This is a genomic window from Stenotrophomonas sp. YJH_SMC_19, assembly GCF_059367915.1.
The window spans coordinates 35,054-48,104 of sequence record NZ_JCAFRI010000028.1; the positions used below are offsets into that span (position 1 = coordinate 35,054).

Genomic DNA, 13,051 nt, shown 5'->3' on the forward strand with positions numbered 1-13,051 from the left:
CGCGACGTAATGAGAAAAGGCCGGCGCACGCCGGCCTTTTCTTTGCCGCAGGAAAAAGGGGACGGAGGGGATTAAGTCGTTTGTGCACATGCGACTTAATCCCCTCCGTCCCCTTTTCTCAGGCGGTGCGCGCCAGTGCCAGCCGCAGGAGGCGCGCGTCCAGACGTTCGGCGAAATCCTTCGGGGCCTGTAGACCCATGCGCTGCAGGTACACCGCATCGCCGTCGCCGGCCGGTTGCCGCAGAGCTGCCCAGACCGTGCGCAGCTTGTCGCCGCGGGTCTGCGTGTTGGCCTTCAGCCAACCCAGCGCCTTCACCAGTACCTGCTCGATCTCGTTGAAGTCGCTGCCCAGCGGATAGTCCGGCAGGCTGCCGTCGGTGCGGAATGGGGCCAGTGCCGCCGCCAGCGCCTGTGGCGTGTTGCGCTGCTGGCGCTCCGGGTCGGGCTGGGACGCCGCCAACAGCTTGCGCGAGGCCTGTGCCTGCTGCAGCAGGCCACCCTGGAACGGGGCCTCGGTGATCGCGGTCATCGCATGCACGCAGTCCTCGTCGGTCAGGCCGCGCAGATCGGCGATGCCGTATTCGTTGAGGTAGATGTCGCGCAGGTGGCGCGGGATGGTGGTGTGCCCGTAGTTCCAGCGCACGTTGGATTCGCGCTGGCCCTTGTCATCGCGCGCCGCGCGGAACATCAAGACGCTGCGCGCTTCCGGCAGGGCATGTGCCATCGCCACGAAGTTGTACTGGCCACCCACGCCGGACACCACACGTCCGTCGTCCAGCGCATCCGACACGGCCGCGCCCAGTGCAGTGGCCATCATGCAGGAGTTGAAGAAGCGCGCATGGCGGCGTTGCAGGCGCTCCAGCGTCTCGTTGCCGCCATACAGCTGGTTGATTTCGCTGATGCGGCGCATGCCGATCGCACGGCATTCGTCTTCCGGCAGCGTGCGCAGCCACTCGTAGAACTCCGGCGAGCCCAGGTAGAACGCGCCGTGCAGGTACTCGCCCTCGGCGGCCAGGGTGGCGTGGTCGATGGACAGCGTGCTGCCGTTCTCGATGCGCTGCATCAGCGCCAGGTCGTCGTGCACCTTGCGCTTGATCACCCCGGTCTGCACCAGCCGGCGGAAGCCTTCGTTGAGCATCTCGCTGCAGCCGTACAGGCCCACCTCGAACGGATCCAGTCCGCCGATCTCCTGCACCAGCGGGTGGCTGGCCAGCTGTGGATCCAGCGCATGCAGCACGCGGCGGTAGCGCGCGTTGTCGGTGTGGCGCAGCACCAGCGCATGGCTGAGCGCGTCGGCCAGCGTGCCGATGCCGATCTGCAGGGTGCCGCCGTCGCGCACCAGCGTGCTGGCGTACAGGCCGATGGCGTAGTCGGCATCGCCCACCGGCTGCCGCGGCAGCCCGAACAGCGCCGGGTGCGGCGGCGGCGGGGTGATCACCAGATCGAAGAACGACACATCGACCGTGGCCGAGCCGCCCATGTAAGGCAGCTGCGGATCGATCTCGGCGATCAGCAACGGGCGCGGCAGCCCGCGCGCGGTCATCGCATCCAGCGTGTCCTGGGTGATGTCGTTGTTGCACGACAGCGAAAGCCGGCGATCGTTCGGTCGCATCGCCACCTTCTGCACGATCACCTGCGGCGCGCGCTGCGCGACCGCATCGGCGGCGTGGGTGTAGTTCAGGCTGGTATAGCTGGATTGCGCCTGGCGCGAACCGAGCAGGGCGCCGGACTGCATGTAGAACTCTTCCACCTGCACATGTGCCGGCAGCGCATCGCGCGCGATCGCATCGGCATAGGCCAGGCGCGGGAAATCGTCGCCGAAATGGCGCTGCGCGAACGGCGCCATGAAGCGCGCTTCCAGGCCGTTGCCGCGCGCCTTCGGCGGGTTCAGCGACAGCGCGGTATACAGCTGCAGCGGTCGCGACGGATCGTGCTCGACGCGTGCATAAAGGGCATTGAGCAGCCGATGCGGCTTGCCCAGTGCCAGCGGTGCCCCGATCCGCAGCGGCCCGTCCACGCGCGCAAACAACCAGTCGACGGCGGCGTCCAGGTCGGTGAGGTGTTCGGTCATGCGCGGCGGTCCTGCGTGTGGGGGAGTGCTGGCATTACAGCATGTCGGGCTTGAACCGCCGTCGACGCGAGACTTCGGCGCCGGACACCATGAACTGGCCATCGCCGCGGTAATGCACCGTGCGCGGCAGTTTCGGCCGGGGCGCGACGTGGGCGCGAACGATTTCCCAGATGAACAGGTTGCTCGATTGCACCTGGCTGTCGTCGTAGAGTCGGCATTCGAAGCTCGAATGACATTGGCCGACCAGCGGCGCGCCGACCTCGCGCGCGGGCAGCGCATCGAGCTCGAAACGGGCGAACTTGTCGACCTCGCGGCCGCTGCAGTTGCCGATGTCCACCACGGTGTCGAGCAGCTCCACGCCGGGCACGTTGATCACGCATTCGCCGCTGCCACGGGCCAGCGCGTGGCTGTGGTTCGCGTCCCACAGGTAGGTGGCGACCAATGACGGCGAGAAGCCCATCACCATGTGCCAGCCCATCGTCATCAGGTTGCGCTGGCCACGCCAGGCGGTACTGACCAGCACGATCGGGCCAGGTTCGAGGAAGCGGCGGGCCTGCTCGACCGGGAAATCCTTCTTGGGCAGCGGCTTCATCCGGGGCCTGGGGCGGGAGGCATCGATGCTGGCGCAGCCAGGATGAACCTGGAGTCGAGGGGCTTGACAGGCGATTCGATTACGCGCGTAATCGGTTTATCGATTACGGACGTAAACCATGACTCCGATCAGCGAAGCCGAAGCCGTTGTGATGGAGGTGCTGTGGCAGCAGGCACCGCGTAGCGCCGATGAAGTGGTCGCCGCACTGGCCCACCGCGACTGGGCCGAACCGACCATCAAGACCCTGCTCAATCGTCTGCTGACCAAGGGCGCGATTGCTGCCGAGCGTGATGGCCGGCGCTACCTGTACCGGCCGCTGCTGCAGCGCCAGGCGTGGGTGGCGGCACAGAGCCAGGATTTCATCGGTCGTGTCTTTGAAGGGCGCGTGGCGCCGCTGGTCGCGCACTTCAGCGAGCGCGGCCAGTTGAGCGCGCAGGACATCACCGAACTGAAGAAACTGATCCAGGAGCTGGACCATGACTGAGCTGCTCAACGGAGTGTGGCAGGCCAGCCTGTGGTTGGCGGTGGGCGCGGTCCTGCTGGCGGTGATGCGGCCGCTGCTGGTGCGATTGGGGGGCGCTGGTCTGGCATACCGCAGCTGGTGGCTGCTGCCGATGCTGCTGCTGGCACTGATGCTGCCGTTGCCGCAGGTTGCGTTGTTGCAGCAGGTACCCACGCTGCCGCTGAAAGTGCTGCCGGGTGCCGTGGATGGACTGAGCGGGCAGTCGCTGCCATGGGCACCCCTGCTGCTGGCATGGGCGCTGGGCATGGGCCTCTGCCTGCTGCGCGACCTGCGTGCGCAGCGCCGTTTCGAACGGCGCATGGGTCCACTGACGCCGCGCACCGATGGCAGCTGGCAGGCCAGCGCCGACCCGGGCCTGCCAGCGCTGGTTGGCCTGTGGCGGCCGCGCATCGTGGTCGGCCCTGACTTCGACCAGCACTTCAGTGCACAGGAACAGCACCTGATCGTGCAGCACGAGCGCAGCCACCGTCGCAATGGCGACCACTGGGCCAACGGCGCGCTGTTGCTGGTGCGCGCGGTGTTCTGGTTCCACCCGCTGCTGCCCTGGGCCGCACGCCGCTTCCTGCGCGACCAGGAACTGGCCTGCGATGCCCGCACCATCGGCCCGCAGCCTGCGCTGCGCGGCCTCTACGCCAGCACGCTGCTGAAGGCGCAGCTGGTCCACCCGGTTGCGCCCGCGGTCTGCCATTGGCGCAGCCAACCCGTGTTGAAGGAGCGCATCGCCATGTTGAAGCAGTCCAAGCGGAAGGCATTGCCGTGGGTGTCGGGACAGGTACTGGTGGTCGGGGTGTGCCTGGGGATGGGAGCGGTGGCGTGGGCCAGCCAGGGCGGAGGCGCGGGAGGCGCGGCAGGGGCCGTCATGGATCGGGAGATCCAGGTCGACAAGATGCCGCCGCCGTCCTATCCGAAATCTGCGGTCGAGCAGCGCCAGGTGGGCGTGGTGAACCTGCGCGTGGAAGTGGATGCCCAAGGCCATCCCACCGACGTCCAGGTGCTCAGCGCCACCAATCCGGGGGTGTTCGATGCTGTCTCGATTGCTGCGGCGCGCAGCTGGACCTATCGGCCCGCAGTGAAGAACGGCAAGCCGGTGGCCGGTGCCGTGCGCGTCCCGATTACCTACGCCATGGATGACACCGAGGACACGAAGTGAAGCGAGCGCCGCTGCTGATGATGGCGGTGCTGCTGGCGGGATGTGCAACCCAGGATCGCCTGACCACCGCCGATACCCGCAGCGAGAATGTGGGTCACCAGCGCCTGCGACCCGATGCGGGGGGAGGGACCGGCCAGATCCAGCCCTACGCGCTGGCCGCCAGCGAAGGCTACCGCATGCCACAACTGCATACGGCACCGGACCCGGTAGTGGGCGAGCGTGATCCACGCACCTCGCTGCCGCCGACTACGGTCTGCCTGCAGGTGGTGGTGGATGCGCAGGGTAGCGTTGAGCGCAGCATCCCGCTGACCGACCGCAGCGAATGCAGTGCGGGTGAGGCACCGGAGAATGCGCCCTTGCTGCAGGCAGCGCAGGAGGCGGTTGCCATGTGGAAGTACTCGTCCGCCGCAGTCTGCGACTTCGCGGCAGGCAAAGTGCCGGCTGATCGCGGCGACTGCCGCAGTGCCGAGCGGGTCGAACCGGTGGCCGTCACCCTGCAGTACGCCTTCACCTTCGAGGTCGTGAAGGGCCGGCAGACGGTCCGCACGCAGGGAAAATGATCGCGCGTGATGCCGGGTGGCGCCGGGCCATGCCCGGCCAATACAGCGGCGTCGATCAGGCCCCGCCCTGGATGTTGGCCTTCACTGCGGGCTGCATCAGTTTCGGTTCTTCCAGCGTGGCATCGCGGGCCTGTCGCACGCTGACGAACTCCGCCTCGGCCACGCCGTCATGCACGTGGATGTTGTGCGCGCGCTGTTCGCCGATGGTGGTTTCGTTGGCGAAACTGCGTCCACCCGGGCCGTAGTCGTGGCAGACGAACACGCGCGTTGCATCGGGCAGGGCCAGCAGGCGCTGGATCGAGCGGTACAGCTGCGCGGCATCACCACCGGGGAAGTCACAGCGGGCGGTGCCGCCATCGGGCATGAACAGCGAGTCGCCGGTGAACAGCGCATCGTCGATCAGGTAGGCGATGCTGTCGCTGGTATGGCCGGGCACGGCGATCACCTGGCAGCGCAGTTCGCCCAGAGCGAAGGTTTCGCCGTCGCTGAACAGGTGATCGAAGATTTCATCTGCGGCAGGAAGCTGCAGGCCATAGCGTGGTGCAAACGTTGCCTGTACCGCGCGGATGCCTTCGCCGATGGCCAGCGTGGCCTGCGGGAAGCGCTGCTTCAGGCGGCGCCCGGCCGACACATGGTCAGCGTGGGCATGGGTTTCCAGCAGCCAGCGCAGCTGCAGGCCGTGTTGCTCGATGGCCTGCAACGCGGCATGCAGCGGCGCTTCACTGCTGGCGTCGGTATCCGGGTCGTAGTCCAGGACCGGGTCGATCAGCGCTGCCTCGCTACTGGCCGGGTCGCTGACCAGGTAGCTGAAGGTATTGCTGTCACGGTGGAAGAACGACTGCACCTGGACCGACATTGGAACCCTCCTCAGCGCGCGCCGAGCACGCGGTTCAGCAACTGCGCCAGGTTTTCACCGGCCAGCCGCAGCTGCGCTTCGGCCAGCGGCCGGTAGCGCTCGGTGTATTCGTCACCGATTTTACGCGTGGCCGGATAAACGCCAGCTTGCATGGAAATGCGGCAGCTGGCCTCGGCCCACGTCTGCGGGTCGCGCTGCGGGTTGGACTGGCGCGCCAGCTTCGGCGCGCGCTGGCTCTGCAGCAGCGGCAGGTAGCCCGCGTCGTCCAGCTTGCGGGTGTTGAGCATGCCGCTGTCCCACAGCGAGTGCAGGTTGGTACCGCGGTTGCCGAACTGCAGCTGGAAATCGTTGCCGCCCTTGTCGTGCGCGTAACCGGCGTGCATCGGCTGATGGATGTCGCCGACCAGGTGCACGACGAACTTCAGCGCCTGCAGGCGCTCGCCATCGGTCAGGCTGCGGTCGCCGAGGATGGTGCTCTGCGCCTTCAGGGCTTCGACGATGCAGTTGCCGTTCCTGCAGTGCTTCGGTGCTTCGTAATGGCAATTGTCTTCGGCGATGTTGACGTAGTGCCAGCCGGCCGAGCGACGGCCCAGGCCCGGATCCTTGGCGCGCAACTGGTCGGCCCAGGGGGCGATGCTGGCCAGCGTGGCGTCCGGTTCGGTGGCCAGCAGGCGGTCCACTTCGGCGCGGGCAGTGGGGTTGAGACGGGCGTCGGCGACTTCGGCGACAAGGCGGTGGCCTTGTGCGCCCCAGGCATGGGCGGGGGCGGAAGCGGACAGCAGGGCCGGCGCCAGGGCGGCGGCGAGGAACAGGGAATGCAGGGCTTTCATGTGCACATTCTAGCGGGGTAGGTGGATTGAAGAGCGGCGCGTTCCTGTTCCGAAGCGGGAGCGCAGCGGGAGGGGCGGCGTGTCCCGGCTCTGCTCCCCGCCTCGCCCCGGCTCCGGAACCGCTTCAGTCCCAGGCACAAAAAAGCCCCGGCAATCACCGGGGCAACATGCTGCGAGGGTCTTGCGTATGGCGGGGGAGCGGGAGCGAAGCCCCCGCGCCCAATACACCGCTTAGAACTTGAAGACGTACGAAGCGCCGTAGACCAGCGGATCGATGTTGACCGTGCCGATCTTCTCGCCGTTCAACTTCACCTTGCTGTCGATGTCGATCCAGCGCATGTCCACACGCAGGGCGCCCTTCTCGCCGATCGCGAAGTCGATGCCCGCATGCGCGGCCAGGCCCCACGAATCCTGCAGCTTCAGCTTGCTGCCGGCCAGCGCACCGGTGGTGTCTTCGCTGAAGAAGGTCGTGTAGTTCACGCCCGCGCCGACGAACGGCGAGACCTTGCCCTTGCTGTTGAAGTGGTACTGCAGGGTCACCACCGGCGGCAACTGCTTGGTGCTGCCGACGCGGCCGAGGCCATTGATGTTGATGTCGTGCTTGAACGGCAGCGCGGCCAGCACTTCGATGCCCAGGTTGTCGGCAATGAAGTACTCGCCGGTGATGGTCGGCTTGACGTCGTTGTCGACGTCGACCTTCAGCGTGTGGCCGGCCAGCCAGCCGTTGTTCGACTTCGGCGCCACCTGGTGGACGCCGGCCGAGACGGTCCAGTCGCCCTTTGACTGGGCCATGGCCGGGGCGGCGGCGAGGGACAGGGCGGCAGCCAGGCCGGCCAGGATCAGGGGGGAGGTCTTGCGCATGGGGGTGATCTCGTTGCTGGGTGGATGGCGACAGTCTCGGCCTCACGCCGTGCTAACGCTTTGATCCGGATCAAATCCTGTCCGCCGGCCCTCTGGCCCGGGCGCTGGCCCACGGTGGCCAGCCCCGGTTTGCTAGACTTGTGGGCCCTATCCATCCCGCCGCACCCGTAGCGGCCGCAGGAGCTTGAGAAATGGCAATCAAGGTTGGTATCAACGGTTTCGGTCGCATCGGGCGTAACGTCCTGCGCTCGGCGGTGCTGAACTTCGGCGACGACATCGAAATCGTGGCCATCAACGATCTGCTGGAGCCGGACTACCTGGCGTACATGCTCAAGTACGACTCCGTGCACGGCCGCTTCAAGGCCGACGTGGCGGTGCAGGGCAACGACCTGCTGGTCAACGGCAAGAAGATCCGCCTGACCCAGGAACGCGACCCGGCCAACCTGAAGTGGGATGAAGTCGGTGCCGACGTGGTGCTGGAAGCCACCGGCCTGTTCCTGACCAAGGAAACCGCGCAGAAGCACATCGATGCCGGCGCCAAGAAGGTCATCATGTCGGCGCCGTCGAAGGACGACACGCCGATGTTCGTCTACGGCGTGAACGACAAGACCTACGCCGGCCAGGCGATCATTTCCAACGCCTCGTGCACCACCAACTGCCTGGCCCCGCTGGCCAAGGTCATCAATGACAAGTGGGGCATCAAGCGCGGCCTGATGACCACCGTGCATGCGGCAACCGCCACCCAGAAGACCGTCGATGGCCCGTCCAACAAGGACTGGCGCGGTGGCCGTGGCATCCTGGAGAACATCATCCCGTCGTCCACCGGTGCGGCCAAGGCCGTCGGCGTGGTCATCCCGGAACTGAACAAGAAGCTGACCGGCATGAGCTTCCGCGTCCCGACCTCGGACGTGTCGGTGGTCGACCTGACCGTCGAACTGGAAAAGGAAGCCACCTACGCCGAGATCTGCGCGGAAGTGAAGGCACAGAGCGAAGGCCCGCTGAAGGGCATCCTGGGCTACACCGAAGACAAGGTGGTGGCCACCGATTTCCGCGGCGAAACCTGCACTTCGGTGTTCGACGCCGACGCTGGCATCGCCCTGGACGGCACCTTCGTCAAGCTGGTCACCTGGTACGACAACGAGTGGGGCTACTCGAACAAGTGCCTGGAAATGGCCAAGGTCATCGCCGCCAAGTAAGGCCGGCGAAGATCGCACACGGACCCCGGCCTGGCCGGGGTTCGTCGTTTATGGGGCCGGCCCTGTCGTAGCATGGGCCGGTCGACCGCTGCCGCTGGGGCGCGGGAACGCTATGGAAGCACGCAATGGAAGCACTGATTGCCCTGGTCGTACTGGTCCTGCTGGCCATCCCGCTGCTGCTGGTGGTGGCGCTGGTGATGATTGCCGGCCTGCGCCGCCGCGTCGCCGCGCTGGAAAGCGCCATGGCTGCCGCGCCGGTCGCCACCATGCACGCGCCTGAACGGCCTGCGGCCCCCCCTGTGGCCAGTGCCGATCCACCGTTCCTGCGGCCGGTGGCGGCTGCTGCACCGCCTCCGCCTCCGCCTCAGCCAACGCCGGTGCGCGAAGCGGTGCCTGCGGCAACGGAGGCGCCGCGCCCGATCGCACCACCGCCGGTGCCACCCGCGCCGATGCAGCCATCGTTGCCTTCCGGACCGGCGCTGCCGAACTTCATCGAGCGCGGCATTGGCGCGGTCAAGCGCTGGTTCACCGAGGGCAACGTGCCGGTGAAGATCGGCATGCTGGTGCTGCTGGCCGGTGTCGCTGCGCTGCTGAAGTACGTCAGCGACCAGGGCTGGCTGGTGCTGCCGATCGAGCTGCGCCTGGCCGGTGTCACCGTCGGTGCACTGGGCCTGCTGGCGTTCGGCTGGCACCAGCGCGAGCGCCGGCGCCTGTTTGCGCTGGCCTTGCAGGGCGGTGCCATCGGCGTGCTGCTGCTGACCATCTTCGCGGCCTTCAAGCGTTTCGAGCTGATTCCGCCGGGCTTCGCCTTCGTCAGCTCCATTGCACTGGTGGCCGCGCTGTGCGTGCTGGCGGTCGTGCAGAACTCGCGCACGCTGGCGGTGCTGGGCATCCTCGCCGGCTTCATGGCACCGCTGTGGCTGTCCACCGGCAGCGGCAACCACGTGGGGTTGTTCAGCTACTACGCCGTGCTCAACGCCGGTATCTTCGCCATTGCCTGGTTCCGACCGTGGCGCGCGCTGAACCTGCTGGGCTTCGCCTTCACCTTCGGTATCGGCACGTTCTGGGGCGTGCTGCAGTACGCGCCTGACAAGTTCAGCAGCACCGAGCCGTTCCTGCTGCTGTTCTTCGCCTTCTACCTGCTGATCCCATTGCTCTACGCACGCCGGCAGCCCGCCGGGCAGCGTGACCTGGTCGATGGCAGCCTGGTGTTCGGTACGCCGTTGGTCGCGTTCTCGTTGCAGGCGGGGATGCTGTACCAGCAGCCGATGACGCTGGCGCTGTGCGCACTGGGCCTGGCCGCGATCTACGCGGCGCTGGCGTGGGCGTTGATCAGGCGCGCGTCGTACACCGTGCTGGCGCAGTCGCACGCGGTGCTGGCGGTGGGCTTTGCCACGCTGGCGGTGCCGCTGGCCTTGTCGGCGCGGGCCACCGGCGCGGTCTTCGCGCTGGAAGGCGCCGGACTGGCCTGGTTGGGCCTGCGCCAGAAGCGCTGGCTGCCGCAGGTGTCCGGCGCGCTGCTGCAGATGGGCGCTGCGTTCGCCTTCGTGGCCGGTGGCGATCACTGGCATGAGGACCTGCGCTTCCTGATCAATCCGACTGCCATCGGGGCGCTGCTGCTGGCCCTGGCCGGCTTCGCGTCGGCCTGGAGCTACCAGCGCAGGTCGCGCCACGAGATCGCCCTGGTCTACTACCTGTGGGGCCTGCTGTGGTGGCTGGGCGGCATGGTGCATGAGATCACCCGCTTCTTCCCGTACCGCACCGAAGTGGACGCGTTGCTGGTGCTGGCCGCCGTCACTGCCTGGCTGGCCGCCGAAATGCAGCGCCGTCAGCCGGCACGCGCACTGGGCGTGACCGCGCTGGCCATGCTGGCGTTGGGCTTCCCGCTGGCGCTGATGCAGAGCGACGCGCACCATCAGCCGTTCGCCGGCTACGGTGCGCTGGCCTGGGCGGTGTTCGCGGTGATGGGCGTGCGCACGCTGCTCTGCCTGCGCCAGGGGGGCGACAGCGTGGCGCGCATCGCGCAGTTCCTGTGGTGGCTGTTGTGGCCGTCTCTGCTTTCGCTGCTGGCCCTGTGGGGCGGTGGCGAGGCCGGGCTGGCACAGGGCTGGACCACGTTGCTGGTGACGGTGCCGTGGCTGCTGATGGCGGCGCTGTCGCTGTGGCGCTGGAATGCGCTGCGCTGGCCGCTGGGTGCAGCGTTCGATCGCGTGCGCCAGCCGCTGCAGTGCGTGCTGTTCGGCCTGTTGTCGATCGGCTGGCTGTTCGGACAGCTGCTGCCGGGCGATGCTGCGCCGCTGCTCTGGCTGCCGGTATTGAATCCGGCCGAGCTCGGACAGTGGCTGAGCCTGTTGCTGCTTGCACGCTGGCTGTACAGCGATCAGGCGCCGAAGACCCTGTCGGGAATCCGCATGCCGCTGCTGTCACTGGCAACGTTCGTCGCGCTGACCAGCGTGGTGCTGCATGGCGTGCATCAGTGGGGCGGCCTGTCGTGGAGTGCGTCGATGATGCGTTCCAGCCTGGCGCAGACCAGCCTGACCGTGCTGTGGAGCGTGCTCGGCGTGATTGCCTGGGTGTGGGGATCGCGCCGTGGCCAGCGCGTGTTGTGGATGGTCGGTGCCGTGCTGATGGGCGTGGTGCTGGCCAAGCTGGTCATCGTCGATCGCCAGCATCTGGGCAACCTGCTGGGCATCGCATCGTTCATCGCCTACGGCCTGCTGTGCACGGTCGTGGGTTATCTGGCACCGGCACCGCCCAGCGCGGCGCCGTCCGTGGAGGAAAAACAATGAGGAAGTGGAGCAGGGCGCTGCTGCCGGCGATGTTCGGCATGCTGGCCGCCGTCGCGGTGCAGGCCGCCGACTACCGCACGCAGTACGCCGAGCAGTGGCCGTTGACGCTGTCCAGCGCACAGTCCGGTGCGTACAGGGTGGTTCTGGAACCGACGATCTATCGCCGTGCAGGTGCCGCAGACCTGGGTGACCTGCAGGTGTTCAACGCCGCCGGCCAATCGTTGCCATCGGCGCTGCTGGCGCCCGACCAGCCGCTGGCACAGCCGCCGGTGCAGCGTGAGCTGCCGTGGTTCGCGCTGCCGCCGCTGGCCGAAGCACAGCGCAACGATCTGCAGTTGCTGACCGAGCGCGATACCGATGGCCGTGTCCGTCGCGTCGAAGCACGCGTGAGCGGCGGTGCGGCAGCGAACGGGCAGGGTGGTTGGCTGATCGATGCCAGCGTGCTCGGCCAGCAACCGTTGGCGGCACTGGTGCTGGACTGGGCTGACAGCGGACAGCCGTTGCAGTCGCAGGTGCAGCTGGATGCCAGCGACGACCTGCAGCACTGGCGTCCGATCGGGCGTGACATCCCGCTGGTCGACCTGCAGCGTGCTGGCAAGCGCCTGCTGCAGCGCCGCCTGCAGGTGGACGGCGAGGCGCGCTATCTGCGCGTGCTGGCGCAGGGCGATGCGCGCCTGCCGACGCTGCGCAGCGTGCTGGCCGAGCTGCCGCCGGCGCCGGCCACGCTGCCGTGGGAGTGGCTGTCGCTGGAACCGACCTCGAAGGGCAAGGGTGAATACACCTTCGAACTCGACGGCCGTTTCCCGGTAGCGCGCGCGGATGTGGCCAGCACCGACAACAGCCTGGTGCAGTGGACGTTGTTCAGCCGCGATGACGAGAGTGCGGAATGGCAGCGCCGCAGTGCGCCATGGATTGCGTACCAACTGCAGCAGGGCGCGCAGGGCCAGCGCCAGCAATCAGCGGCCCAGCCGCTGGGGGGCGTGCATCGTGATCGCTACTGGAGGCTGGTGGCGAATCCGGCGGAAACTGCGACCGCGCCGACCTTGCGCTTGGGCTACCAGCCGGAAGTACTGGTATTCCTGAGCCAGGGGGCAGCGCCGTATGCATTGGCAGTGGGCAGCGCGACCGCGCGCCGCATGGAAGCGCCGATTGGTGTGTTGATCGAGGAACTGCGGCAGCGCAATGATCCGTCGTGGCAGCCGACGCTGGCGCGCCTGGAGGGCAGCCCGGAGCCGCTGGCCGGTGACGCGGCGCTGAAGCCGCAGCACGATTGGAAGGCGTGGTTGCTGTGGGCGTTGCTGGGGCTGGGTGTGTTGGTTGTTGGCGGCCTGGCGGTCAGCCTGCTTCGGCAGAAGCCGGCGCCTTCGGCGTAGGTTGCGGCGAACGGCGCAGCCCCTCGTGGGTGGGGGGGGCGTGCAAAGCAAAAGCAGCGCTTGGCCGGGCGGGGCGGGTTCGCGGGGGACGCCGCAAGTACGTCCTTGTAGGCTTGGCAGCCGCATCCATGCGGCTGACTGATCTGGCCCCCCGTCAGCGGACGCCAAGAAGCGATACTTTGATCGCACTTGGAGGTCCCTTATGTCCCGTATCACCCGCCGTAGCTACACCGATGAGTTCAAGCACCAA

The 13,051-nt window shown here is 67.5% G+C and carries 11 protein-coding genes; 6 read left to right on the forward strand and 5 right to left on the reverse strand.

What is annotated here, in order from left to right; translation table 11 throughout:
• Positions 1–118: 118 nt before the first annotated feature.
• Together AC5P5R_RS20230 and AC5P5R_RS20235 are read right to left on the reverse strand one after the other, a co-directional pair.
• Positions 119–2,071 carry an acetyl-CoA hydrolase/transferase C-terminal domain-containing protein gene (locus tag AC5P5R_RS20230; RefSeq protein WP_099524249.1) on the reverse strand — a complete coding sequence of 651 codons (1,953 nt, stop codon included), beginning with the start codon at positions 2,069–2,071 and terminating at the stop codon, positions 119–121.
• A gap of 34 nt (positions 2,072–2,105) precedes the next feature.
• Positions 2,106–2,663 carry a flavin reductase family protein gene (locus AC5P5R_RS20235; RefSeq protein ID WP_060381111.1) on the reverse strand — a complete coding sequence of 186 codons (558 nt, stop codon included), beginning with the start codon at positions 2,661–2,663 and terminating at the stop codon, positions 2,106–2,108.
• 118 nt (positions 2,664–2,781) lie between these two features.
• Here AC5P5R_RS20235 and AC5P5R_RS20240 point away from each other — a divergent pair, with 118 nt between their 5' ends.
• The 3 genes from AC5P5R_RS20240 to AC5P5R_RS20250 are packed head-to-tail and all read left to right on the forward strand — an operon-like array spanning position 2,782 to position 4,896.
• On the forward strand, positions 2,782–3,147 hold the full coding sequence (locus tag AC5P5R_RS20240) for a BlaI/MecI/CopY family transcriptional regulator (RefSeq protein WP_049450457.1): 366 nt from the start codon (positions 2,782–2,784) through the stop codon (positions 3,145–3,147).
• Positions 3,140–4,336, forward strand: coding sequence for a M56 family metallopeptidase (locus tag AC5P5R_RS20245; RefSeq protein WP_060381110.1), 1,197 nt, complete (start codon positions 3,140–3,142; stop codon positions 4,334–4,336). The genes AC5P5R_RS20240 and AC5P5R_RS20245 overlap by 8 nt, the downstream gene beginning before the upstream one ends.
• Entirely contained in the window at positions 4,333–4,896 is a 564-nt protein-coding gene (locus AC5P5R_RS20250; protein WP_076739760.1) for a hypothetical protein, read from the forward strand. Before AC5P5R_RS20245 ends, AC5P5R_RS20250 begins: the two co-directional genes overlap by 4 nt.
• A 55-nt stretch (positions 4,897–4,951) precedes the next feature.
• Here AC5P5R_RS20250 and AC5P5R_RS20255 read toward each other — a convergent pair whose 3' ends face one another.
• The 3 genes from AC5P5R_RS20255 to AC5P5R_RS20265 form a co-directional block, all read right to left on the reverse strand.
• On the reverse strand, positions 4,952–5,752 hold the full coding sequence (locus AC5P5R_RS20255; protein ID WP_076739759.1) for an MBL fold metallo-hydrolase: 801 nt from the start codon (positions 5,750–5,752) through the stop codon (positions 4,952–4,954).
• Positions 5,753–5,763: 11 nt separating this feature from the next.
• The gene (locus tag AC5P5R_RS20260; protein ID WP_005410840.1) at positions 5,764–6,582 is read right to left on the reverse strand and encodes a S1/P1 nuclease; all 819 of its coding nucleotides are present in this window, start codon (positions 6,580–6,582) and stop codon (positions 5,764–5,766) included.
• A gap of 231 nt (positions 6,583–6,813) precedes the next feature.
• Positions 6,814–7,443, reverse strand: coding sequence for an OmpW/AlkL family protein (locus AC5P5R_RS20265; protein ID WP_005410839.1), 630 nt, complete (start codon positions 7,441–7,443; stop codon positions 6,814–6,816).
• A gap of 191 nt (positions 7,444–7,634) precedes the next feature.
• Between AC5P5R_RS20265 and gap the strand changes: the two genes are divergently transcribed.
• The 3 genes from gap to AC5P5R_RS20280 all read left to right on the forward strand — a co-directional run bounded on the left by gap (position 7,635) and on the right by AC5P5R_RS20280 (position 12,801).
• Positions 7,635–8,639 carry a type I glyceraldehyde-3-phosphate dehydrogenase gene (gene gap / locus AC5P5R_RS20270; RefSeq protein WP_005414333.1) on the forward strand — a complete coding sequence of 335 codons (1,005 nt, stop codon included), beginning with the start codon at positions 7,635–7,637 and terminating at the stop codon, positions 8,637–8,639.
• A 125-nt stretch (positions 8,640–8,764) separates the two neighbouring features.
• Positions 8,765–11,428, forward strand: a complete 2,664-nt coding sequence (locus tag AC5P5R_RS20275) for a DUF2339 domain-containing protein (RefSeq protein ID WP_076739758.1) — start codon at positions 8,765–8,767, stop codon at positions 11,426–11,428.
• The gene (locus AC5P5R_RS20280; protein WP_100438380.1) at positions 11,425–12,801 is read left to right on the forward strand and encodes a DUF3999 domain-containing protein; all 1,377 of its coding nucleotides are present in this window, start codon (positions 11,425–11,427) and stop codon (positions 12,799–12,801) included. The genes AC5P5R_RS20275 and AC5P5R_RS20280 overlap by 4 nt, the downstream gene beginning before the upstream one ends.
• Positions 12,802–13,051: the final 250 nt, after the last annotated feature.

Coding starts and splice junctions, on each gene's coding strand:
- AC5P5R_RS20230 (WP_099524249.1), bottom strand. CDS start 2,071: ATGACCGAACACCTCACCGACCTGGACGCCGCCGTCGACTGGTTGTTT.
- AC5P5R_RS20235 (WP_060381111.1), bottom strand. CDS start 2,663: ATGAAGCCGCTGCCCAAGAAGGATTTCCCGGTCGAGCAGGCCCGCCGC.
- AC5P5R_RS20240 (WP_049450457.1), top strand. CDS start 2,782: ATGACTCCGATCAGCGAAGCCGAAGCCGTTGTGATGGAGGTGCTGTGG.
- AC5P5R_RS20245 (WP_060381110.1), top strand. CDS start 3,140: ATGACTGAGCTGCTCAACGGAGTGTGGCAGGCCAGCCTGTGGTTGGCG.
- AC5P5R_RS20255 (WP_076739759.1), bottom strand. CDS start 5,752: ATGTCGGTCCAGGTGCAGTCGTTCTTCCACCGTGACAGCAATACCTTC.
- AC5P5R_RS20260 (WP_005410840.1), bottom strand. CDS start 6,582: ATGAAAGCCCTGCATTCCCTGTTCCTCGCCGCCGCCCTGGCGCCGGCC.
- AC5P5R_RS20265 (WP_005410839.1), bottom strand. CDS start 7,443: ATGCGCAAGACCTCCCCCCTGATCCTGGCCGGCCTGGCTGCCGCCCTG.
- gap (WP_005414333.1), top strand. CDS start 7,635: ATGGCAATCAAGGTTGGTATCAACGGTTTCGGTCGCATCGGGCGTAAC.
- AC5P5R_RS20275 (WP_076739758.1), top strand. CDS start 8,765: ATGGAAGCACTGATTGCCCTGGTCGTACTGGTCCTGCTGGCCATCCCG.
- AC5P5R_RS20280 (WP_100438380.1), top strand. CDS start 11,425: ATGAGGAAGTGGAGCAGGGCGCTGCTGCCGGCGATGTTCGGCATGCTG.